At 38.7% G+C, this 21,110-nt stretch carries 20 protein-coding genes; 16 read left to right on the top strand and 4 right to left on the bottom strand.

The features are described 5' to 3' along the window. Positions 1 to 4 precede the first annotated feature (4 nt). A complete protein-coding gene (murA, locus tag AC1M9C_RS14215; RefSeq protein WP_481588022.1) occupies positions 5 to 1,264 on the top strand; it encodes a UDP-N-acetylglucosamine 1-carboxyvinyltransferase in 1,260 nt (419 codons plus the stop codon). Positions 1,265 to 1,268: 4 nt separating this feature from the next. Then, entirely contained in the window at positions 1,269 to 1,967 is a 699-nt protein-coding gene (gene hisG / locus AC1M9C_RS14210) for an ATP phosphoribosyltransferase (RefSeq protein ID WP_180000150.1), read from the top strand. Between the two features lie 25 nt (positions 1,968 to 1,992). On the opposite strand, the gene AC1M9C_RS14205 is transcribed toward hisG, so the two are convergent. Both AC1M9C_RS14205 and AC1M9C_RS14200 read right to left on the bottom strand, forming a co-directional pair. Next, positions 1,993 to 2,472: a hypothetical protein gene (locus AC1M9C_RS14205; RefSeq protein ID WP_481588023.1), complete on the bottom strand. Its 480-nt coding sequence runs from the start codon at positions 2,470 to 2,472 to the stop codon at positions 1,993 to 1,995. A gap of 2 nt (positions 2,473 to 2,474) precedes the next feature. Further along, entirely contained in the window at positions 2,475 to 2,843 is a 369-nt protein-coding gene (locus tag AC1M9C_RS14200; protein ID WP_481953930.1) for a hypothetical protein, read from the bottom strand. A gap of 165 nt (positions 2,844 to 3,008) precedes the next feature. On the opposite strand from AC1M9C_RS14200, the gene hisD reads away from it, so the two are divergent. Together hisD and hisC are read left to right on the top strand one after the other, a co-directional pair. After that, positions 3,009 to 4,310, top strand: coding sequence for a histidinol dehydrogenase (gene hisD / locus AC1M9C_RS14195; RefSeq protein ID WP_481588045.1), 1,302 nt, complete (start codon positions 3,009 to 3,011; stop codon positions 4,308 to 4,310). A 150-nt stretch (positions 4,311 to 4,460) separates the two neighbouring features. Next, entirely contained in the window at positions 4,461 to 5,552 is a 1,092-nt protein-coding gene (gene hisC, locus AC1M9C_RS14190) for a histidinol-phosphate transaminase (protein ID WP_481588025.1), read from the top strand. Positions 5,553 to 5,600: 48 nt separating this feature from the next. Here the strand turns inward: hisC and pabB are convergent, their stop codons facing one another. Next, positions 5,601 to 6,947: an aminodeoxychorismate synthase component I gene (gene pabB, locus AC1M9C_RS14185; protein WP_481588026.1), complete on the bottom strand. Its 1,347-nt coding sequence runs from the start codon at positions 6,945 to 6,947 to the stop codon at positions 5,601 to 5,603. Between the two features lie 246 nt (positions 6,948 to 7,193). Between pabB and filA the strand changes: the two genes are divergently transcribed. From filA to filF, 6 genes are all read left to right on the top strand, one after another. Next, positions 7,194 to 8,063, top strand: coding sequence for a putative pilus system protein FilA (filA, locus tag AC1M9C_RS14180; protein WP_092768589.1), 870 nt, complete (start codon positions 7,194 to 7,196; stop codon positions 8,061 to 8,063). 183 nt (positions 8,064 to 8,246) lie between these two features. Further along, a complete protein-coding gene (filB, locus tag AC1M9C_RS14175; protein ID WP_481588027.1) occupies positions 8,247 to 9,080 on the top strand; it encodes a putative pilus system C39 family peptidase FilB in 834 nt (277 codons plus the stop codon). A gap of 65 nt (positions 9,081 to 9,145) precedes the next feature. Continuing rightward, complete coding sequence (filC, locus tag AC1M9C_RS14170; protein WP_481588028.1) at positions 9,146 to 10,354, top strand: putative pilus system protein FilC; 1,209 nt, start codon at positions 9,146 to 9,148, stop codon at positions 10,352 to 10,354. A 12-nt stretch (positions 10,355 to 10,366) separates the two neighbouring features. Next, entirely contained in the window at positions 10,367 to 12,034 is a 1,668-nt protein-coding gene (gene filD, locus AC1M9C_RS14165; protein WP_180000164.1) for a putative pilus system OmpP1/FadL family transporter FilD, read from the top strand. Beyond that, positions 12,034 to 13,290, top strand: a complete 1,257-nt coding sequence (gene filE / locus AC1M9C_RS14160; RefSeq protein ID WP_481588029.1) for a putative pilus assembly protein FilE — start codon at positions 12,034 to 12,036, stop codon at positions 13,288 to 13,290. The genes filD and filE overlap by 1 nt, the downstream gene beginning before the upstream one ends. A gap of 12 nt (positions 13,291 to 13,302) precedes the next feature. After that, positions 13,303 to 15,210, top strand: coding sequence for a putative pilus system protein FilF (filF, locus tag AC1M9C_RS14155; protein WP_481953929.1), 1,908 nt, complete (start codon positions 13,303 to 13,305; stop codon positions 15,208 to 15,210). Positions 15,211 to 15,247: 37 nt separating this feature from the next. Here the strand turns inward: filF and AC1M9C_RS14150 are convergent, their stop codons facing one another. After that, positions 15,248 to 15,796 (bottom strand): NUDIX hydrolase, encoded by a 549-nt coding sequence (locus AC1M9C_RS14150; RefSeq protein ID WP_035268253.1) that lies wholly within the window; start codon positions 15,794 to 15,796, stop codon positions 15,248 to 15,250. A gap of 130 nt (positions 15,797 to 15,926) precedes the next feature. On the opposite strand from AC1M9C_RS14150, the gene AC1M9C_RS14145 reads away from it, so the two are divergent. The 6 genes from AC1M9C_RS14145 to AC1M9C_RS14120 all read left to right on the top strand — a co-directional run bounded on the left by AC1M9C_RS14145 (position 15,927) and on the right by AC1M9C_RS14120 (position 21,079). Further along, on the top strand, positions 15,927 to 16,541 hold the full coding sequence (locus AC1M9C_RS14145) for a CoA pyrophosphatase (protein WP_035268255.1): 615 nt from the start codon (positions 15,927 to 15,929) through the stop codon (positions 16,539 to 16,541). A gap of 27 nt (positions 16,542 to 16,568) precedes the next feature. Next, positions 16,569 to 17,099: a gamma carbonic anhydrase family protein gene (locus AC1M9C_RS14140; RefSeq protein WP_035268256.1), complete on the top strand. Its 531-nt coding sequence runs from the start codon at positions 16,569 to 16,571 to the stop codon at positions 17,097 to 17,099. A gap of 122 nt (positions 17,100 to 17,221) precedes the next feature. After that, entirely contained in the window at positions 17,222 to 17,887 is a 666-nt protein-coding gene (gene tsaB, locus AC1M9C_RS14135; protein ID WP_481588031.1) for a tRNA (adenosine(37)-N6)-threonylcarbamoyltransferase complex dimerization subunit type 1 TsaB, read from the top strand. Positions 17,888 to 17,899: 12 nt separating this feature from the next. After that, complete coding sequence (locus AC1M9C_RS14130; protein WP_481953928.1) at positions 17,900 to 18,724, top strand: undecaprenyl-diphosphate phosphatase; 825 nt, start codon at positions 17,900 to 17,902, stop codon at positions 18,722 to 18,724. Continuing rightward, positions 18,718 to 19,536 (top strand): class I SAM-dependent methyltransferase, encoded by an 819-nt coding sequence (locus AC1M9C_RS14125; protein WP_481588032.1) that lies wholly within the window; start codon positions 18,718 to 18,720, stop codon positions 19,534 to 19,536. The genes AC1M9C_RS14130 and AC1M9C_RS14125 overlap by 7 nt, the downstream gene beginning before the upstream one ends. A gap of 118 nt (positions 19,537 to 19,654) precedes the next feature. Further along, positions 19,655 to 21,079: a C13 family peptidase gene (locus AC1M9C_RS14120; RefSeq protein ID WP_180028728.1), complete on the top strand. Its 1,425-nt coding sequence runs from the start codon at positions 19,655 to 19,657 to the stop codon at positions 21,077 to 21,079. Positions 21,080 to 21,110 lie beyond the last annotated feature (31 nt).

Raw genomic sequence — 21,110 nt, 5'->3', positions numbered from 1 at the left:
ATAAATGGATAAATTTCTAATCACTGGTGGTAAAAGACTAGAAGGCGAAGTTCGCATCTCTGGTGCAAAAAATGCTGCATTGCCACTTTTAGCAGCAATGATTCTTGCTGAAACACCAATTACGCTCAGAAATGTACCCAAGCTTAAAGATGTTCATACGCTTGTAAAATTAATTGCAGGTCTTGGGATTACTATGAAGTATGAAAGTGACACTGTTGTCGCTGATACTTCAACCCTTGATAATCAATTTGCACCATATGAACTCGTAAAGACTATGCGAGCGTCTATTTTGGTGCTTGGCCCATTGCTGGCGCGCTATGGTAGTGCAAAAGTATCTTTACCTGGTGGTTGTGCTATTGGCTCACGTCCTGTTGACCAGCATTTAAAAGCATTAGAAGCTTTAGGTGCGGAAATTGAAGTCGAAGCAGGCTATGTCAATGCAAAAGTTGATGGTCGCTTAAAAGGCGGTGAAGTTGTTTTCGATATGGTCACTGTAGGCGGGACAGAAAACATCCTCATGGCTGCTGTTTTAGCAGAAGGTGTTACTACCATCCGTAATGCGGCTCGTGAACCTGAAATCACTGATCTTGCACAAATGCTCATTAAGATGGGTGCGAAGATTGAAGGTTTAGATACGGATACATTAATCGTCACTGGTGTAGAAAGTTTGCATGGTTGTGAGTATTCAGTTGTTGCTGACCGTATTGAAACAGGATCTTATTTAGCGGCTGCTGCTATTACGGGTGGACGAGTTAAAACGACACATACAGATCCATTGCTGATGGAATCAGTGTTGGATAAATTTGAAGAAATGGGTGCAGAAGTTACGCGCGGTGATGATTGGATCGAACTCGATATGATGGGTAAGCGTCCTAAGGCTGTTAGTTTCCGTACATTGCCTCATCCAGATTTTCCAACAGATATGCAAGCACAATTGATGGCGGTCAATGCAATCGGTCGTGGGTTTGCAACAATTTCAGAAACGATTTTTGAAAACCGTTTTATGCATGTACCTGAATTGTCACGTATGGGCGCTAATATTCAGGTTGAAGGTAATGATGCAGTTGTAACAGGAGTTGAAAAACTTTCAGCTGCACCTGTTATGGCAACAGATTTGCGTGCTTCATTTTCTTTAGTTTTGGCTGCTTTAGCTGCTGAAGGAGAGACTTTAATTGACCGTATTTATCACATTGATCGCGGTTATGAAGATGTTGAAGCAAAATTACAAGGTTTAGGTGCCCAAATTAAGCGAGTGAGCGAGTAAGTTAATGAGCGATATGAGAAACGATGATCCTAATTTTGACGTAATGGGCAATTTTGATCATGGTTTAACCTTAGCATTAAGTAAAGGTCGTATTTTAAAAGAGACTTTGCCATTGCTAGAGACAGCAGGCATCAATCTTTTAGAAGACCCAGATAAATCGCGTAAATTAATTTTTCCTACGACGCATAAACATGTTCGAATTTTAATTTTACGTGCATCTGATGTACCAACTTATGTAGAAAATGGTGCGGCTGATATTGGTGTTGCAGGTAAAGATGTACTGATGGAACATGGTGCACAAAATGTCTATGAACCATTAGATCTTAAAATTGCAAACTGTAAGTTAATGACAGCGGGCAAAGTGGGTATGGAGCGTCCGAAAGGTCGTTTGAAGATCGCGACCAAGTACGTGAATTTGACGCGTCAATACTATGCGAGCTTAGGCGAGCAAGTAGATGTGATTAAGCTTTACGGTTCGATGGAGCTTGCACCATTGGTTGGTTTGGGTGATTACATCGTCGACGTCGTGGACACAGGTAATACACTTCGCGCGAATGGCTTAGAGCCTCTTGAAGAAATTTGCAAAGTGTCTTCTCGTTTAATCGTGAACAAAGCGAGCTTTAAGCGTAAGCAAGCCTTACTTAATCCGATTCTTGCACAGCTTGAAAAAGCGGTGGAAGAAAGAGAAGCGAAAAAAGCTTAAGCTAGTTAAAAAAAAAACCGCCTTATTAGGCGGTTTTTTTATGCGGTTTAATAATTTTAACTAGTTCTTGAACTAAATCATTAAAAGATTGATCGTAATCTTTTTTGTGCTCTGCAAAAGTTTTATCTGATTCGTTTATTTCTTTTGATAATGGATCGGTGATAGTAACTTTAATATTTTTTGTAGTTATCATTTCATATAATTGATCGCTGAATTCTCTTCGAGCAGCATTTCCGATTATAGGTGGTGAATTTTCGAAATTCGTACCAAAATTATGTAGATCAATGATCTGAGTATTTGGGGTCACCTTAAATGCGTCATTGATGTGTCTGTAATAATTATTTAAATAACTTTCTTCAATATAAGTTATAGATTGATCGAAAAAATGAAAATGCATATAGAACTTCTTGTAGAGCTGTTCATTAATACGATCTTGGTTGTTTAAGATTTTGTTTAATAGTTCTAAGCCTTGTTGAATTAATTCGATCTCATTAATTTGAGACAAGCTTACTCTTTCATGCTCAAGGCTTGGATGATTACAATGCTTTCTTTAACAGAATTAAGTGATTCAATTAATTTGTATTTTTTGTCAATTTTAAAATTCACTTCAATTAAAAGACTTATTAGTTTCTCAGCTTGTGATTTTTCTAAATCATATTGTTTTTCAATCTTCCAATTTAAGAAACCAATAATTGCAACTATTGGCGTCAGTACATATGCGGTTAAAGTTACTATATCTTGGATTCCTTGTTTAGTAACGGCACACATCAAAGACTGTCCCTGACAGTAATAAAAGTATTGAAAAAATCCACAAATAGTTAAAACAACGACATAAATACCTAAATAGTAACCGACATATTTTTCTATTTCTTTCATCTAAAATCCCCCCGAATAAAATCAAATTATGATAAGAACAGAGCTCAATAGAAAATTCAATTTAATCAAAAGTTATTTTCAATCATTTCTATCTGGGTTGCTTGAATGAAGATGCCCACAAATCAACAGAAAACAGGTAAACTAAAGCTTCCCTTTAATTTCATTGTGGATAAATTGATGCGACGTTTATCGACTCAAGATCAAAATTTTAAGCAAGACTTTGCTGACTTGCTCGCTTTTGAAACCGTGAGTGACCCAGAACTTTTAAAAACAGTAGACCAAATCATTGCCGATGTTCGTCAACATGGTGATGCTCATGTTCTCAAACTCACACAACAGTTCGATCGACATCCAGCGCATCAATTTTCAGATTTAGAACTGACACAAGAGCAACTTAAAGCTGCATTTGATCATTTAACGACTGAAGTTCGAGAAGCTTTAGAGTTAGCTGCAAATCGTGTCCGTGAATTCCATCAGGCACAAAAACAAGATGGTTGGACCTATATTGATGCTTTGGGTAACACCTTAGGTCAAAAAGTAACGCCGCTTGACCGTGTTGGAATTTATGTGCCAGGTGGTTTGGCTTCATACCCATCATCAGTACTCATGAATGCGGTTCCTGCTCACGTCGCAGGAGTACCTGAAATTATTATGGTTGTGCCTGCACCAAATGGTGATTTAAATCCATTGGTGTTGGCAGCTGCGTATTTGGCAGGCGTCACTCGAGTTTTTACGATTGGTGGTGCACAAGCGGTTGCAGCATTGGCCTATGGTACTGAAACTATTCCAGCAGTAGACAAGATCACTGGACCGGGCAATCGTTTTGTTGCAGCAGCAAAACGCGCCGTATTTGGTCAGGTAGGTATTGATATGATTGCAGGTCCTTCAGAAATTTTAGTGTATGCTGAAGGGGAAAATAATGCAGAATGGCTTGCAATGGATCTTCTGTCTCAAGCAGAGCATGATACTGTTGCTCAAGCTGTATTTATTACGCCAGACGAGCAACTGCTTCATGATGTCGCGATTGCAATTGAAGAGCACTTAAAAGCACTTCCTAAAGCAGAAATCGCGCGAACTTCTATTGCTAATCGTGGTGCACTCGTTTTAGTTAAAGACCGTGCCGAAGGTGTGGAATTGATTAACCAAGTTGCCCCTGAACACTTGATGCTATGTTTAGATGAAGCACAAGAAATGGCTGAAGGTATTCGCCATGCAGGTGCTATCTTCATGGGGCGTTATACGCCTGAAGCAATTGGTGATTACTGTGCAGGTCCGAACCATGTATTGCCAACCTCGGGTACGGCACGTTTTTCATCACCACTCGGGGTGTATGATTTCCAAAAGCGTTCAAGCTTAATCATGTGTTCAGAAGATGGCGTGAAAACTTTAGCGAAAACAGCAGATATTCTTGCACAGCAAGAAAACTTAGATGCTCACGCTCGTTCAGCGCGATATCGTTATCAGTAATTTAAACCATAAATTTGGTATGAATATTCCTCTCTAAATCTGTTTTTAAGCATTGCTTGAAATCGAAATGCAAGTGGGGTTGGGTGAGGGTAATTAAAAAATCTCTCCCTAACCTCCTTAGTCAGTGAGGGGAATTTAGAGAATTTAAAAATGAATATTACAGTAGAACAAATGCGTTTTTGGAGTCCAGAAGTACGTGAACTAGAGCCATATGTGCCTGGTGAACAACCCAAAATCCAAAATCTTTTAAAATTGAATACCAACGAGAACCCGTATCCACCATCTCCAAAAGTTGTAGAAGCGGTACAACAAGTTTTAGCAAATGGCGCGGATGTTTTACGTTTGTATCCTGACCCTGACGCATCGGAATTAAAGCAAGCAATTGCGAAACAGCAACATGTTCCAGTGGGACACGTGTTTGTTGGTAATGGTTCTGATGAGGTTTTAGCTCATATTTTTAAGGCATTTTTTGTTCAAGATTTGCCAATTCTTTATCCAGATATTACCTACAGTTTCTATCCTGTTTATAGCCAATTTTTTGGTGTGAAAACTCAAATTTTGCCTTTAAACGAAAAATTTGAAATTGTTGTGGATGACTATAAGCAACCAAATGGCGGCATCATTATCACCAATCCAAATGCCCCTACCAGTATTGCACTTGGTTTGTCTGCAATTGAGGAAGTACTTCAATCGAACCCAAATTCAGTGGTTGTGATTGATGAAGCATATGTAGACTTTGGTGCTGAATCTGCAGTGGCTCTCGTAGAAAAATATGACAACTTGGTGGTCTGTCAAACAACTTCGAAATCACGTTCGCTTGCGGGATTACGGGTCGGGTTTGCGATTGCACAGCCGCATTTAATTGCAGCGTTAGAAGCGGTAAAAAATAGCTTCAATTCATATCCAATGGATCGTTTTGCGATTGCCGCTGCAGTGGCGTCTTTCGAGGATCAAGCCTATTTCGAAGCGCAAAATGCCAAAGTGATTGCCAGTCGTATAAAGTTAGTTGAGCAACTGCAATCTTTAGGATTTGATGTGTTGCCTTCTGCCGCAAATTTTATATTTGCAACTTTACCAAGCAAAGATGCAGGTCAGCTTGCAAATGAATTGCGAGAGCGTGGCATTATCGTAAGATATTTTAATAAACCACGTATTAATCAATATTTGCGTATCACCATTGGTACCGATGAGCAAAATCAACGTTTAGTAGACACCTTGAAGAATGACATTTTAAAAGTGTGATTGCTGCAAATTTTTGTTGTGGAAAAAGCGACCAGATAGGTCGCTTTTTTATGATTCGTACCATTGATTCATCAGTTTTAGCATGGCATCAACCTTATCAAAACATTCTTGATATTCTGCATCGCAATCTGAACTGATTGTGACACCACCACCAGCCCAAATAGACACATCTTGCTGATATTTTTGAATTGTTCGAATCAAAATATTCCAAGAACCAGTACCATCAAAATTAAAATAACCAATAGAGCCACAGTATGCACCGCGTGGGGACTCTTCAAGTTCTTCAATAATTTCCATCGCTCGAATTTTGGGTGCCCCCGTTATTGAACCGCCGGGGAGCGCTGCGTGTAAAACATCTAATTGATGAACATCGGATTTTAACGTCGCTTCAATTTCACTGACCATGTGGTGGACTTGATTAAAGCTTTCAATGTTAAATAATTTTGGTGTCTTGACAGTGCCAGTTTCTGCATAAATGCTTAAATCATTTCTGAGAAGGTCAACAATCATCAGATTTTCGGCCTTATCTTTCTCAGAGTTGATGAGTGTTTGTTTGGATTCTTGGTCTTTTTGAGAATCTTTAAAGCGTGGCATGGTGCCTTTGATCGGTTTAGTGATCATTTTTTTATTGGGTCTAAACTCGATAAATAACTCAGGTGAACAGCTCAAAAGTTCAAGGTTATCAATTTTAAGATAAGCAGCATAAGGAGCATTTGTGAGTGCCCAAAAAGGTTTAGCTATACTCAGTAGCTCACCTTCAGCTTGTGCTACAAATTCTTGAGTTAGGTTAATTTGGTAACAATCCCCAGCAACAATGTAATCTTGTACTCGTTGAAATGCAGTTCGATATTGTTGTTTAGTCCAACGTGCTTGGATGGGTGAACTGAGTTGAAATGATGATGGACTAGATTGCTGAATACAGTCTAATAATCGTGTATAAAGGTGCTTGGCATTATGTTCAGTGCTATAGAAAACCCAATCATTATTTTCATAAATCAAATAGCTTTCATACAAGCCAAAAAACAATTGTGGTTGTTTTTTTACCTTGGTGTTGATTTGAAAATTTGCTGCAAAATTATAATCATAGTATCCAATGTAACCACCTCTGAAATAATGGCGTGCAGAGTCAGAAAGTGGATTTTCACTACACTGAACAAAATCTTTGAGTGAAGAAATTTGACTTTCATACTGATAATTAAAATCAGAGCAACGCACAAATTGACTGAATCCGCCGTTTATATAAACGCAATATTTTTTTGGCAAAAATCCGATAATCGGTAAATCCTGATTTTCAAGATATACCAATCCTGTCAATGAACCAATTTTTTGCAAAAAATCAGCTTTACTTAGTCCTGAAATTTTTAAGTTTTGTTTAAAAAATGAAGCACTTACCATTTGTGACTTGTTACACTCTTTTCAGAAAATTTGCATCACCCATTTAATACTAGTTCACACTTATGCCATTTATCGGGAATAGGTCGAATTTTCTTAACAGATATTGATCATAAGATAACATAAGGTTAACTTAATACTGCAAAGCGAACTGCTCAAGGATGAAGTTTCAGTCGTTAAATTATAAAAACTTCAGAAACACGGAGAGCAGTCAAAAAAATGAAAAAAATGCTCTTGGGAGAGTACATAATGAAATTATTCACAAAATTGGCTTTAGTTTCTTCAATGGCGGTGAGCGTGAATGCTATGGCGATGCAGGCAATGGATGATGCATCACTCAGCGCAACGACTGGTCAAGATGGTATTACTATTGCCATTGATACAACTGCTGGTATCGAAATCGATAAGTTATATATTCATGATAATGATGGTTTTACAAATAGCGCTTTGACATTCGGTGATACGACCATTAATACAGCTGGCACTGCTGATCCAACAATTGGTGCTGGTGCAATCACGGTTAACGGTTTAACGATTTCAAAGGGTACTGGAAATACTCAAAACTTAGCAACGTTGAAAGTTGATGCCGCAGATGTTGGTGGTCAAGCGGTACTTAATGTTCTTGCTGAAACTGGTGCTTTAGACATCAATGTTGGTTCTATTGGGGTTGCAAGCTCTGGCACTTACAGTTCTGATGACAATGTTCGTGGTGTTGTTGAAGGTTCTGAAAAACAAATTATTACAGGTTTAACATTATCATTGGGTGCAACGAAAGCAAACGTTCAATTAGGTAATGCACCTCAAGGCGCTATGATTGTCGTTGATTCTGAAATCACTGGTGGTTTATCTACAAGCTTAACTATTAATGATACATCTACATCGGGTGGTGGTAGCATTGGAATCGAGGGCTTGAAAGTTACAAGTTCAGGCAGTAAAAACCTGAATGCTGACGCCAAAATTGGTGTAACAAAAGATGGATTATATATCAGCCCAGCTCAATCACCATTGAATGCTTACATCCAAAAAGTTTCTTTAGGTGAAGCTAATAAGAGTATCGGTTCAATCGAAGTTCAAGGTTTGAATTTGGGTAGCACTTCAATCAAAATTTCTGGTCACTAAGTTTTTATACAAAAAACGCGTGTTGATCACGCGTTTTTTAAATTTTGCGAATTTGAAATTAAAAAGTAAAAGTACTGTATTTTTAGGATGAAAAAGGTATTCTGAATATAAGAATAAATGTGAGTGCAAACTCCAACTACAGAATCATAAAGGCAAGTACGCCGAACTAGAACAGTTAACATTATGATAGAAATTACTTTAGGCTCTGCAATTATGTATTTTTTTGCGAGTCATGCTCTCGAAATTAAAGAAAAACCACGCGAAGCAGTTTATTACAGTGAGATTGCAGACTCACGACATCTATCTTATACAAAAAATCACCGTGAACCTGTAGCTATCAAGCCGGCTATCGAAAATCAGTTTAGAGGAATAGTTCGTCAAGCGTATGACTATAGTTGTGGTTCTGCGGCGTTGACGACAGTTCTTAATGGTCACGCTGGTCTAAATTTGACAGAACAACAAACCATGGAGGGATTGTTGCGATTTGGCGAGTATGATCGAATCATTGAGCGTAGAAGCTTTTCATTATTGGATATGAAGCGTTTCGTCACTGCTTTAGGTTATGAAAGTGGGGGGTACCGTGGTGAATTCAAAGACCTGATTAAACAGACACAACCTGCTATTGTTCCAATTCACTATGCAGGTTTTAAGCACTTTGTTGTATACAAAGCATATAAAGATGGAAGGGTTTATGTTGCTGACCCTGCATTAGGAAATATCAGTTTTGATGAAGCACGATTTAAAGAAATTTGGGAAAACAATACCTTATTTTTAGTGAACGTTCCTGAATCTCAACAGAAAGATCTATTGGCATTACAAGAAACAGATTTAAGACATGTCGATGATGCAACAATTAACCGTTACGCCTTAGTTGATGCACAATTTTCGTCAGATTATATGAATAAAATCGCAGATAAAGCCTCAACTATGCGTAAAGTATTAGATCTTGATCCCAAATCTCCAACGTATAATCAACCCATTACAACATATATGCGGCTTTACTATAAACGTAAGTAATTTAAATGCAACTAAATTGAATTGAAACAAAATCCAAATAATGAAGAATTGTGGTAGGAAGTAAAATGAATAATCAATGGACGAAAAGAACGCTACTCGCAATCAGTATTCAAATGATTGTCACAGGCGTCTATGCAGCACCCGAAACAGTTGAAGCTCCATCAGAAGAGAATATTTCTCAAGATACTCAAAATAATACTGAAAATAGTTCGGCGACCGAGCTTGAACAAGCACAATCAAGTTATACGGCACAATCTACTGAAAATGTTGATGCAACACCTTCTCTTAAGCCAGGTGTTGAAGGGCAGGCTGCAAATGCACTCCAACAAAAAGAAGGTGATGCGACGCAAGAGACTAACTTGCAGGAAGTTTTTTCCTCTAATGAGCGACAATATTCACTGATTAAGCGTGGTGAGTTTTCAACGTTCTATGATCTTGATTATTCGTACTATCGGGATTCACAAATAAATGCTTCGATCGATGAAGGACAATTGTATCAACTTCGTATTGATGAAGATGCAAATCATACGATTACCAATACCATCACAGCGCAATATGGTTTAAGAGATAACATCACGCTAAACGCTTCAATTCCATTGGTTGCAAAGTCTGATAGTGTCAAAGATACGACCACTGCTGGTTTGGGTGATATTAGTTTAGGGGCGCGTTGGGAGCCATTTCCACTGAAAGAAGGTCGTTTGCCACTTATTTTGTTTGGTAATCTATCGACAAAAACAGGTGATAGCCCCTATGAAATTAATCCTTTGACGGATCTCTCAACAGGTAAGGGGTATTATTCAGTTGGTGTTGGTGCAAGTACAAGAAAATATATTGATCCAGTTGTATTGTTTGCGTCAGTATCAACAAATTATGGTTTTAAAGAATCTGGCTTAAATCAAATCCGAGGGGGAGGAAATACTCAAGGTGAAGGTTTAACCGGGCGTAACCGTGTTTTAGATACTTTTGAACCTGGAGTTACGGCTGGATTCTCGTTCGGGTTTGCATATTCATTTAACTATGATGTCTCCTTGACCATGTCTTATCAGCAATCGATGAACATGGGTACCAAATTTACATATGATACAGGTGAATATTACGAGCCTGCGACTCAGACCAGCTCTATGTTTGCGGTGGCACTCGGTGTACGTGTTAGTCCGAAGACGATTGTCAATGGAACGATAGGTATCGGTTTAACTGAAGACTCTCCAGATGTTTCTCTCGGCCTATCGTTCCCATTAGATATACTTGGCTTCGGTAAGAAAAAAGCAAGCTAAAGGAGTTCGGAAATGAGTCAATTCCGTTTGCATCCTTTAGTTACAGCAATTGTTCTGAGTGGATGTAGTACGCAAGTCTTTGCACACCTTGGGCAGAATTTATCTGTAGATGTACGCTCATTATCAATGGGTAATGCTGTCACTGCAGATCCACCCGGGATTAGTGCAATTCACTTTAACCCTGCGGGTTTAACCAAACTCAAAGGGTTACAAACCGACGTTCAAGGCTTAGTTGCTAATTTTGATATTCAGCGTGAATTTTCCGCGCCATCAGGTTATGACGTCTTTGGATATTCTGATGATCCATTAATCTGTAATGATGCGCTTGATAATCCATCAAACCTCTGTACTGATTTTAAGGATTCTGTGAGAGGTGATGTCGAGTACGCATCCTTATATATTCCTATATTAAAAAAAATGGTGGATTTAGGAGAGGGATGGCCAGTAGCAGCTCCAACTGGAGGAATCTCCTACAACCCACCAGGATCTAAGTTTACTTTCGCTACAGCAGTATATGCACCAATGGTTGCAGGTTTCGGTGCAGAAGATGGTAATCCGGGTAACTTCATGGGGCAGCAAGTTGCCATGGAGCGTATTACATATTTATCACCATCGATTGCATATCAAGTAAATGATGAACTTTCAATTGGTGCTTCAGTGGGCATGTCTTATCAAGCCATTGCCATGAAAACAGATTTACGTTTTCCAAATGAAATGATTGGTCTTCTTCGGATGGTGGATGAGTCTGTCTGTGCCCCTTTCCGTGGAGGGAATGACAATATTGTCACGAATATTTTGTTATTCGGCTTATGTAATACCAATGAGGGCATGAATCCATTTTCAACTTTCGGGAAAATCAATGTTGAAATGGAGCAGAGTTTATCACCAAGCTACAACTTAGGTGTCTTGTGGGAACCCACTGAAGAGTTTGGTTTAGGGCTGGTTTACCAAAGCGGTGCTAAAATGCGCTTGAAGGGTAAATATATTGTAGAAAATGGAAACGCATCCCGAGAATTAATCAAAGGACTAAACTCCTCACCTACGGGGCAAGTTTTGGCAACCATACTTGGTTTTCCAAACTATGTACCTGCGATTGAAACTGGTCTAATGTCTATGGATTTAGAATATCCAGCACATTTCCAAGCGGGGATTAAGTACAAAGTATTCCCGGACTTACAAGTAAATTTCGATGTGGGATGGACTGACTATGCGGCTTGGGATAAGTTTAAATTTGAGTTCGATCGTCAAATTTCTGCTCTGAAGATTGCAAAACTGTTATCTAATGATGTAACAGACTCTTCTTTATCTCTGCCTCTAGGTTTTCAATCTCCATGGAGTTGGGGCGTTGGCGTTGAATATTCTGCCAATGACCGTTTGAAATTCCGTGCTGGTTATGAACCTAGAACAAGTGCGATCCCAGATGGAAAGCGGAATACAATGGTACCGATCAATAATGCACAATTGTTTGGATTGGGTATTGGTTACCGTTTTGATGAAGATACAGATATTGATTTATCAGTCGGGTTCCTTCGTAGCCGCGATAGAATTCCAGCGGGATCAAGTAGCCTAGCCAATCTAGACGCCGTGGATAATTTATTACTTAATCCATATGCAGGCTTAAATGTATCGACAAATACCAAAGTTACGATTTTAGGTATTAATTATAGAACGAGATGGTAATGGACTTAAATCTTGAGCAATTTAAACAAATAAAAACAAGAGTGAGCCAGTCTCTCGGTTGTGTTATATGTGCAGGTTCTTTTTTAGTAAGTCCTACATTGTATGCCCAAGACTTTTACACAATTATAGGTCCAGATGGCAGACCGATTGTCATCGAAAGAGCTGCATCTAATGCTCAAAAAAACAAATCTATTAAAGATCAAAAATCAATTCAAAGAGAAAATGTTCAGCCAAAAAACATTCAAAAAAAACCAGCAGACGAGCCTAAAAAAATACAAGTTGAAATCGTTCAGCCGAGTATTAAAGCTCCTACAGCGAGCAAATCAGTTGAGCATGGTCTAACTAATAATGTTGAACAATCAACTGTAACTGCTGAAAAAAAGACTCAGGATCAAATGAAGAAAATTGATCTTACACAGACTAAAGTCAATACGAAGCATGAGCAGGCATTAACAGAACATAAATCTACACAAGATCAAAATTCTAAAGAAAGCGTTCAACGTGTTGAGCAGATTTCAGATAGCAAAAACGCAGGTGGTTCACTGAAAGCTGAAACAGGAAGTCCTGTAACTGTAATTGATGGTGTTGAATACATTGATCATGAATATCTTGAAGATCGTGAGTTTAATCTGGAAGGAAGAAAACGGTTTTATGTAGTTCCTGATACGCAGGGTGTAGGTGCAGCTCGTTTTGAAACAATTGAGCGACAAAAAGGGATTACCAAAGCCGTTTTATCTCAGTTCCTACAGCCGACAGAGCCTACAGCGAAAGAAGCAATGGCTTTATCGAGTACGTACATGCGTATTGAAGCAAAAGATCTTGCAGAATCTTTGGAACATACATGTTTTCAAGATAAAAAAATTCAGAAAGCTAAGCGTTTGAAGGGTGCTCAAGGTGAAATTGGTTTATGGCCAGTTGCGCCATTGAAAGAACGTTTTGCTTACGAGGTGGTGGAGTTAGATGAATCAATTGATCAGATTCAAATTCAATCATTTGCTTCATCTCAAAATAACCCAACTTTTTATTGGCCGATTGCAGTATTTTTGGATCAGCAAGGTTGCATTTTAGAGGGAGCGACTGGTTTTAAAAGTACAGATACTCAAGCCAACGTCACGACATACTCTGCACTCGAAGGTATATTAAAAAAACCACCTCAAACACGATATTTATTACTAACCCCTTTAGTCGAATCAATTGATATTCAAAATCAAAAACTCGTGAATACTGGTCAGCTAAAGCTTAAGGCCATCAAATAAAAGAGAACTAGAATGAAAAAGTCTAATATTATCCCATTCACGTTTTCCACGCTTTTTTTAGCACTGACTGGATGTGGTGGAGAGAGTGCTAAAATAAATGAAGATCCTAACCGTGGTTCCGTTACAACCTCTAATGGTTGTTTAACCTCAAATGATGCTAATTGTCTTGGATTTGTCTTGGACTATCCTGTAGAGGGACTAAAGTTCGATTGTAGTACTGACAAACTGAATCACTATCGAACTGAACTCGATCCTAATGTTGCAACTGGTTCATGCCAAGTGGGAGACAAAGTTACATTTTATATTCAGGGTGAAGCCAGTGCTCGAAAAATTGAGTTAGGGACGGTCGATCTAGGTTCAATTGTGCCTAAGAAAATGAGCGATGTTTATATTCAGATTGGTGTACAAGATATGGCTCAAGGGCTAACTGGTAAGCCAATTGAAAATTTTAATATGTCCGATCCTACCTATAACGCAATGGTCGGAATTATACGAATTTTGCAAACATTAGGTGTAGATCAAATCAGTAATGTATCTGGTGATATACAGCAAGTTGTGCTGTCAAAAGACAACTTGGATGGTCTTCAAGTGATCAGCCAAAATATAACGGCCAATGAGTTCAAAAATGGCAGTTATGTTCAGATCCTGAAACCATGGTTAGATGTCGATAAGGTATCAATTGATGATGCAGAAAAAGTAGCACAACAGATCATCAGAATGAGAAGTGTGGGTATTTATCAGGCCAATCACTTACTCTTTATTGGACAAAACACTAATTTCGCAGGGTTTCACGGCTCAAGCCTAAACAATAATCAAGCAATTGCTGATATGAGCGTAATTACTACGCGCGAAGGTTATGCGAGTGGTTATCTCTCACAGTGGAGAGGGAAACCAATTGTTACGGGTAGTAATACTTCAGAAGAGTTAGCACGAGTATTATTAATCAATCAAGTACCACCTGAAAAATTAGATGTCGTTTCTAATTCAAAAGATTGGTTGAATAATATCTCACAAAAAATACAAAAACCTTTAGTTTTTAAAAGTATTGAATCTTCAAATGACAAATTAGAAATCTATAAAGGAACTCTGTTTGGTCAATCCATTATTCCTGGTAATCAGTATGCTTATCAAGGATTCTTAGGCAGCAAGGATACACCTACAAGCACTGAGGTATATGGGGAGTGGCGTCAAGATGTCAATTCTGAGCGCTATACAGGTAAGCTTGATATTCTAAAATACAGTCCAGTGAGCTATTTAGATCGTAAAGTGTTCAAAACACGTAAAAATGTTGAAGCTGGGGATCAAATTATTTTCCCATTATACGCAGATTTAGTGTTTAACTTTAATGATAAAACGATTCCATCACAAACAGTGAGTATCGTCATTGATGAAAATGGAGATATACGAACCAATCGTGCTGCATCGAGTTTAAAATCTACCACTTGTCCAAGCATTAAGAATACTTCAACCATGACAGATGAATTGGATGTTCAACAATTCATTATTGGTACGACAGGCACAACATATTCAACTGCAAATGATAAATCTCTGACAATACGTATGATTCTAGCGAATCCAATTTTTGGGAACCTAAATGGGGTCAGAGCTGGACTAAATAACAGACCAGACTTTGGAGTCGATTCTAATAGTGAACTTGTGTCATCTGGAGGTGTACGTTTAAATTTACAAAACTTAATCGTAAATAATGACATAAGAGCGGGTATTAATATCACGAGTTGGGATACTAAGGGCTCTACAGCCGCAGCTGAATGGGTGAATACGCATGCGACATACCAACACACGTATAATTCGATTCCAGAGAATAAACCAACGACTGAACAACTTAATCTAGCAAAGCTTAGAACAGGAACAATTGAAATTGCTTTAACACCTTGTTATCAAATAGGTCGAAAAGCTTAATCAAAAAAAAACTCCATCTTATGAGATGGAGTTTTTTTTAACCTGTTTGATCAAGTCGAGTACCTAAGGTCTCTAAGTGTGTAGGAAAATGATTCGATTTTCGGTCTTCAAAATAATGACGAAGCGTTCGTTCAACACTTGGGAAAGCTAAACTATCCCATGGAATCTCGTGTTCTTCAAATAAACGACTTTCGATGGTTTCTTCACCAGCTCCAAATTTACCTTCAACAAGGTGAGATTTAAATAATACGTAAATTTGACCAATACGAGGGATATTGTACATACAGTACAATTGCTCAATTTCCACTTCAGCTTCAGCTTCTTCACGAGTTTCACGAGCTGCACCTTGCTCCATTGTCTCGAAGAGTTCCATATATCCTGCTGGTAGCGTCCAAAGACCATAGCGCGGCTCAATCGCTCTACGACATAAGAGTACTTTATCTTCCCAAATCGCTAAGGCTCCACAAATGACCTTTGGATTCACATAGTGAATGGTCTTACAATGCGTACAGACTTGGCGTACTTTATGATCACCTAAAGGAATCTGTTCGGTCGTCGGTTGCCCACAGGCCGTGCAAAAAGGCATATGCTGTCAAGTAAAAATGAGATGATTCAGCATACCCCAAAAAAATAACTTTCGCATCATTTATAGCCTTATGCACAAAATTTCATATATGATGGGATGAGAATAAAAAAGAGAGATCGAGCTATTCAAGATGATGGATCATTCATTAACATTGCAACTGCAACAACACCTTAGGTTTTCTAAACGCATTCAAAAAGCTGATGCTGCAGTATTACTTGCAATCACCAATGAAGATGATCCTAAAATTCTGCTGACGCGTCGCTCTATTTATATGAATAATCATGCGGGTGAAGTGTCATTCCCAGGAGGAAAAAGAGATCCGAACGACACCAGTAATATTGTCGTTGCACTCCGAGAAGCATGGGAAGAAACGGCTTTGAATCCGTTCGATGTAAAGTTGCTAGGTGATCTGCCTTCAGAGCGCTCAAAAGCGGGTGTTTTAGTAAAACCTGTTGTTGGATTGATACCGCCTAATGTGAAGCTTGTCCCACAACCTACAGAAATCGATCGTATTTTTTTTGCTTCAATACGTGAAATGATGGATGCTCGCCCAACACCTTATGAAGTTCGATTGGCTAAGCAATCAATCTATTTTCCTAGTTTAAGAGTTGAGAATGAGGTGATATGGGGTCTTACAGCAAGGATCCTGATTTCGTTGTTTCAGTATGGCTTAAATTATAAAAAAAACTGGCCCTTTTTGCTCAATTCCCCAAGTTTTAAATCTTCAATTTTCAAACAACATTAAAATATTAAATGCATAGGATTGCTGCATATGATGTACAAATTTCAAGACAAAACCCCTTCAACGACGATTCAACCATGGAATGGATGGATTGCAGAAAATGCCACTGTGATTGGCGATGTTGAACTTGGACAAGAGGTGAGTGTTTGGTTTGGTGCGGTAATACGCGGGGATAACTGCAAAATTCGTATTGGTGATTTCAGTAATATTCAAGAAAATGCCGTCTTACACACGGATCCGGGCATTGAATTGAATGTTGGGCAATATGTCACCATTGGTCATCAAGCAATGTTACATGGTTGTACGATTGGAGATAATAGTTTGATTGGTATCAACGCCGTCATATTAAATAATGCTGTAATCGGTAAAAATTGCATTATTGGCGCGAATGCGTTGATTCCAGAAGGTAAAATCATCCCAGATAATTCATTGGTGATGGGCTCTCCTGGCAAAGTAATTAAAACATTAGATGAGTTTGCAGAAGCTAAACTCAAAATGAGTGCGATGCATTATGCGCATCATTTCAAAAATTTCACTCAGCTTGAAAAATTTGAATTTTAAATATAAGTGTTGAGATTGATACGAGCGTTCAATAATCACTAAATCTGAACAGATCTGCTCTCGCAGGAATAATTCGAGTGGAGTATGATTAGCACCATTTTTAACGATTTATAGGGGCATGCATGAAATTGCTTGCATTAGAAACTGCCAATGAGCAGTGCTCAGTTTCGTTAATTGATGAGAATCAAGTACTTTTTTATCAACTAGATGATCGTGCAAAAGCGCAGACCCAATCTATCCTCCCAATGATTGAAGCAGCTTTTCAGCAAGCTGAAGTACACGTTTCAGATTTGGATGCGATCGCTTTTAGTCGTGGTCCTGGCTCATTCAGCGGTGTGCGTATTAATGCAGCGGTCACTCAGGCGCTTGCATGGTCACATGACGTGCCTGTGATTCCTGTTTCATCCCTTCAAGCTCTGGCACAGGCTGCTTATCGAATGTATCAACTGACAGAAGTTACGGCTGTACTTGATGCAAGAATGAATGAGGTCTACATCGCAAGTTTTCAGTTAAATGCTCAAGGTTTAATGCAGTTGGTGGATGAAGAGCAATTATTAAATTATGAAAATGCTGCAGCCTATCAAAAGTTTCAAATGATTGGTTCGGGAACAAAATGTATTCATCCCGAATTAAATGATTATTCAAATGTCCAAGCAACTGCTGAGGATATAGCGACTATTGCACGTGAACATGCTTTAAAAGAACAATGGCTAAGTGCCGATCTCGCACTACCCGTTTATTTACGTGACAATGCGTGGAAAAAAATTCCAGAACAAGGCAAAGCATAATTAGGAATTTCTATGGATCTTTTACTGTTGCTTAAAGCGGCAATTATGGGTATCGTTGAAGGTATTACTGAGTTTTTACCCATTTCTAGTACAGGCCATTTAATTTTAGCCGCTGAACTCATGAATTTCTGGACCAAGGAAAAAAGTGATGTCTTTGTGATTGCCATTCAAATGGGGGCAATCGCAGCGGTTATTTATGAATATTGGTCGCGCTTATGGGGTGCTGCAACGGGTATGGTCACTGGCGAAGCAAAAGGAAGAAGACTCGGATTTGGTTTAATCTTGGCTTCAATCCCAATTGTTGCAATAGGGTTGACCTTTGGGCAAACAGTAAAAGAGCTATTATTTAATAACTACGCGATTGCAATTGGCCTGATTGTCGGTGGTTTAATTATCATTTGGGTAGAAAAAAATCCCCCAAGAATACGTGTCAAAGAAGTTGAAGAGCTCAGTTATAAAGATGCAATTTGGATTGGTTTAATTCAAGTGCTCTCTTTGATCCCAGGTACATCACGTTCTGGTGCTACGATCATCGGGGCAATGTTTTTAGGCGTTTCCCGCAAAGCAGCGACCGAATTTTCATTCTTTCTTGGAATTCCAGTCATTATTGGTGCTGGATTATTAGATTTATATCAAAGCTATGATGTATTCCAGACTGCTGAAGATTGGGCAGTGTTGACAACTGGGTTGATTGTTTCATTTGTCTCAGCTTTATTACTCATTCGAGCTTTGGTTGCCTATGTCGCAAAACGTGATTTTATGATTTTTGCTTGGTATCGAATTGCTTCAGGTTTAGTGATCCTTCTCTTTGCATTTACAGGTTGGAAATTATGGTAAGCGAAATACGCTTATTTGCTGAACGAGATTTTCTTGAGAAAGCACAGCATTTTAATGCTGTGCTTTCTTCTCGTGGGGTACAGTCAACAATCGAAGAGGTTGAAAAATTGAATGCTCGATTTTTCAGACATCATCCTGAACTTGCGCTTTGTGTTGATCAAGATGGGTTGTGGCTGTGCGCACAGGGCATGCGTATGCAACCTGATTGGAAAGCCGAAGTCGGTCGCTTAAAACGTGCTAGCTTGAAATCTGAAATGATTGCAAGGGCATGCCAGTTATCTGAAAAACCCCAGCTCATTGATGCCACCGCAGGGCTTGGACATGACAGTTTACTGATGGCACATTTAGGGGCAAATGTTACATTAGTTGAACGACATCCAATTTTATATACTTTGTTAGAATCTACTCATCAACAAGCGAGTTTTGACCCATTTTTAAAGAGTGTTGTTGCGCGTATTCAGCTAGTTTTTTCAGATTCCGCTGATTATCTTAAGCAATGTGCGAACCAATTCGTCAATGCCGATGTGGTGTATTTAGATCCAATGTTTCCACAGCGCGACCAAAATCAAAATGCCAATAAAAAACAAGCGCAAGTTAAAAAACAAATGCAGCTGTTACATCTTCTGTTGCCTGAAGATGGAGAGATGGATTTAGGTGAAGAATTGTTGGCATTGGCTCAAAGCGTTGCTAAGCGAGTTATTGTAAAGCGACCAAGGCATGCTGTTTATCTCAATGCGCAAAAACCTGATCATCAATGGTTAGGTGATGCATGTCGATTTGATGCCTATTTTCAAACGATTGTTTCTGAGTAGTTTGGTAAATGACTCAAAAATAATCGAAAAATTGTTATATAGTTAAAAGTAGCATTGATAATTATTTAACCGAGCATAAACTTAAAAAAGCTGATCCAAGCACCTACACAGTAATCTTATGATAGACCTTAAACCTTCAATTAACTTTTGGCATGATTTAAAAAGTAACCAGCTTGCAGGGATTTGGTTATTTTTAGGTTCGAGGAAATCACTACAGATTGTAAGGCCATCAATTCTTCAACTTATTTTTTGGGGAATTCTTGGAGGTTCAGCGAGCTCTTTATTTAGCTGGTTGTTATCGAATGGTGCTGGAGAATTTAACTCTCAAGGATTAGTGAGTTATGCGCTCTGGCCATTTATTGCTTTAATTGTTGGGATTTTCCTTTCACAGCGTACTAATAATCCACGTTTGATGTTGGTGCCAGCATTACTTTGGTTAGTACTAGACACACATATTGTTTTGATTCAGTGTCTTATCCAATATTATTTTAATAACTTTGACTATCAACCTAATTTCCTTGTTGATCATTTGCAGCACATATTTTCTTTATTGTTTGTTTGGCAAAGTTTAGCTGTTGTTTGGGTTTTTTCGCGTGAATTAAAATGGCCTTGGTGGGAGCGATTGCTCATCATGATCGCCACATTTTTTACACTTTTTGTGTGGCAGATTTCGTCACAAAGTCAACCAATTTGGAAGGTAGATGAGGCGCCTCCAAGTATTTCAGAACAATCATTTTACGCGCAAAGCAGATTATTAAATCAGGCGCTTGAACAGATTCAATTTGGAGAGTTTGCGAACTCGCATTGGTATTTTATGGGCGTAGCTGGTGCAAGTTATCAAGATGTATTCAAATTGGAAATTCAAAGATTTAAAGATCAATTTGATACGCGTTTCGGAACCTTTGGTCGTTCAATTGCGTTAATTAATAATCCTGCGACTCGCGAAGAATATCCAATTGCGTCAAAGACCAGTATTGATTTGGCATTGCAACGTATTGGCGCTCAGATGAATCGTGAAAGTGATGTCCTGTTTCTTTATATGACTTCCCATGGATTGAGTAACCAATTTCAAATGGAGAATACGCCAATTGATTTGGAAGACATAGATCCAAAATGGTTGCGCCAAACGCTTGATAAATCAGGGATCAGGTGGAGAGTCATTGTGATTTCATCATGTTTCTCTGGTAGTTTTATTCCAGCGTTGCAATCGCCAGATACATTAGTCATTACTGCAGCTGCAGCAGATCGAGAGTCTTTTGGTTGTTCAAATGATGCAGACTCGACTTATTTTGGACGTGCTTTCTTTGATTTAGCGATGCGTGAAAAAAATAGCTTACGTGAAGCCTTTGAAGATGCATCAGTCAATATTGCGCATTGGGAAAATGCACAAGGGTTTATGCCATCAGAGCCACAATGGGTCATTGGTAAGAATATGGAAATTATGTTGCCGCAACTTGAAAAGAGATTATTTCCTCAGGTTGGATTATCAACCGTAAGTAGTGAACACCAGAGTGATAGTGCTCAGTTTACGAATATGCGATGATGTTTTAAAAATTAAATGTGTGAGGCAGTGC

The sequence above is a fragment of the Acinetobacter sp. 24-47-39 genome (genome assembly GCF_056783825.1).
This window is presented reverse-complemented; position numbering and strand designations above follow the sequence as displayed.

What these genes read in the sequence shown, in the direction of transcription:
- murA (WP_481588022.1), top strand. Translation starts at nt 5, where the DNA reads ATGGATAAATTTCTAATCACTGGTGGTAAAAGACTAGAAGGCGAAGTT.
- hisG (WP_180000150.1), top strand. Translation starts at nt 1,269, where the DNA reads ATGAGCGATATGAGAAACGATGATCCTAATTTTGACGTAATGGGCAAT.
- AC1M9C_RS14200 (WP_481953930.1), bottom strand. Translation starts at nt 2,843, where the DNA reads ATGAAAGAAATAGAAAAATATGTCGGTTACTATTTAGGTATTTATGTC.
- hisC (WP_481588025.1), top strand. Translation starts at nt 4,461, where the DNA reads ATGAATATTACAGTAGAACAAATGCGTTTTTGGAGTCCAGAAGTACGT.
- pabB (WP_481588026.1), bottom strand. Translation starts at nt 6,947, where the DNA reads ATGGTAAGTGCTTCATTTTTTAAACAAAACTTAAAAATTTCAGGACTA.
- filA (WP_092768589.1), top strand. Translation starts at nt 7,194, where the DNA reads ATGAAATTATTCACAAAATTGGCTTTAGTTTCTTCAATGGCGGTGAGC.
- filB (WP_481588027.1), top strand. Translation starts at nt 8,247, where the DNA reads ATGATAGAAATTACTTTAGGCTCTGCAATTATGTATTTTTTTGCGAGT.
- filC (WP_481588028.1), top strand. Translation starts at nt 9,146, where the DNA reads ATGAATAATCAATGGACGAAAAGAACGCTACTCGCAATCAGTATTCAA.
- filD (WP_180000164.1), top strand. Translation starts at nt 10,367, where the DNA reads ATGAGTCAATTCCGTTTGCATCCTTTAGTTACAGCAATTGTTCTGAGT.
- filE (WP_481588029.1), top strand. Translation starts at nt 12,034, where the DNA reads ATGGACTTAAATCTTGAGCAATTTAAACAAATAAAAACAAGAGTGAGC.
- filF (WP_481953929.1), top strand. Translation starts at nt 13,303, where the DNA reads ATGAAAAAGTCTAATATTATCCCATTCACGTTTTCCACGCTTTTTTTA.
- AC1M9C_RS14150 (WP_035268253.1), bottom strand. Translation starts at nt 15,796, where the DNA reads ATGCCTTTTTGCACGGCCTGTGGGCAACCGACGACCGAACAGATTCCT.
- AC1M9C_RS14145 (WP_035268255.1), top strand. Translation starts at nt 15,927, where the DNA reads ATGATGGATCATTCATTAACATTGCAACTGCAACAACACCTTAGGTTT.
- AC1M9C_RS14140 (WP_035268256.1), top strand. Translation starts at nt 16,569, where the DNA reads ATGATGTACAAATTTCAAGACAAAACCCCTTCAACGACGATTCAACCA.
- tsaB (WP_481588031.1), top strand. Translation starts at nt 17,222, where the DNA reads ATGAAATTGCTTGCATTAGAAACTGCCAATGAGCAGTGCTCAGTTTCG.
- AC1M9C_RS14130 (WP_481953928.1), top strand. Translation starts at nt 17,900, where the DNA reads ATGGATCTTTTACTGTTGCTTAAAGCGGCAATTATGGGTATCGTTGAA.
- AC1M9C_RS14125 (WP_481588032.1), top strand. Translation starts at nt 18,718, where the DNA reads ATGGTAAGCGAAATACGCTTATTTGCTGAACGAGATTTTCTTGAGAAA.
- AC1M9C_RS14120 (WP_180028728.1), top strand. Translation starts at nt 19,655, where the DNA reads ATGATAGACCTTAAACCTTCAATTAACTTTTGGCATGATTTAAAAAGT.